The following is a 411-nucleotide window of genomic DNA, read 5'->3' as shown; positions in this document are numbered from 1 at the left end:
ATCACCGTATTCTTCTGCTTCCAAACGTACGGCAAGCTTTTCATTCCAGGCTGGCATTACTGCAATACGAGTCTTTGGATCATTCGCAGCATTTACGCCGTGAAGAATCGTATGGCGAATTTCATCCGGTTCCCCAGAAAAGCGCCAGACTTTATCTGATAAGTTAGCCGAGCCTAATTGCTGAATGCCTTTAGCATCTGCACCATGGCATGCTACACAACCTTTTTCGTTGTAAAGTTTCCATTGCGCTTCGGTGGCTTCACCAGCCGAGTTACTCAACACGAATTCAACCAGACCATCCACTTCTTCTTCGGTTAACAGCTCAGCATGTGCTGGCATCATTCCTTGACGACCTTTGGCCAGGGTTTCAATGATCTTGTTTACCGTTCCACCGTACAACCAGTCATCATC

Annotated in this window: 1 protein-coding gene; it reads right to left on the bottom strand. The window is 47.0% G+C overall.

Annotated features, from left to right (window positions below):
• Positions 1–411, bottom strand: a 411-nt coding sequence (locus B3182_RS01825; protein ID WP_292751307.1) for a c-type cytochrome, incomplete at both ends; no start/stop codon positions are given.

Source organism: Methylophaga sp. UBA4204 (assembly GCF_002379485.1).
Classification (GTDB): Bacteria; Pseudomonadota; Gammaproteobacteria; order Nitrosococcales; family Methylophagaceae; genus Methylophaga.
The sequence above is the reverse complement of the archived record's forward strand: the minus strand, read 5'-3'. Positions and strand labels throughout refer to the sequence as shown.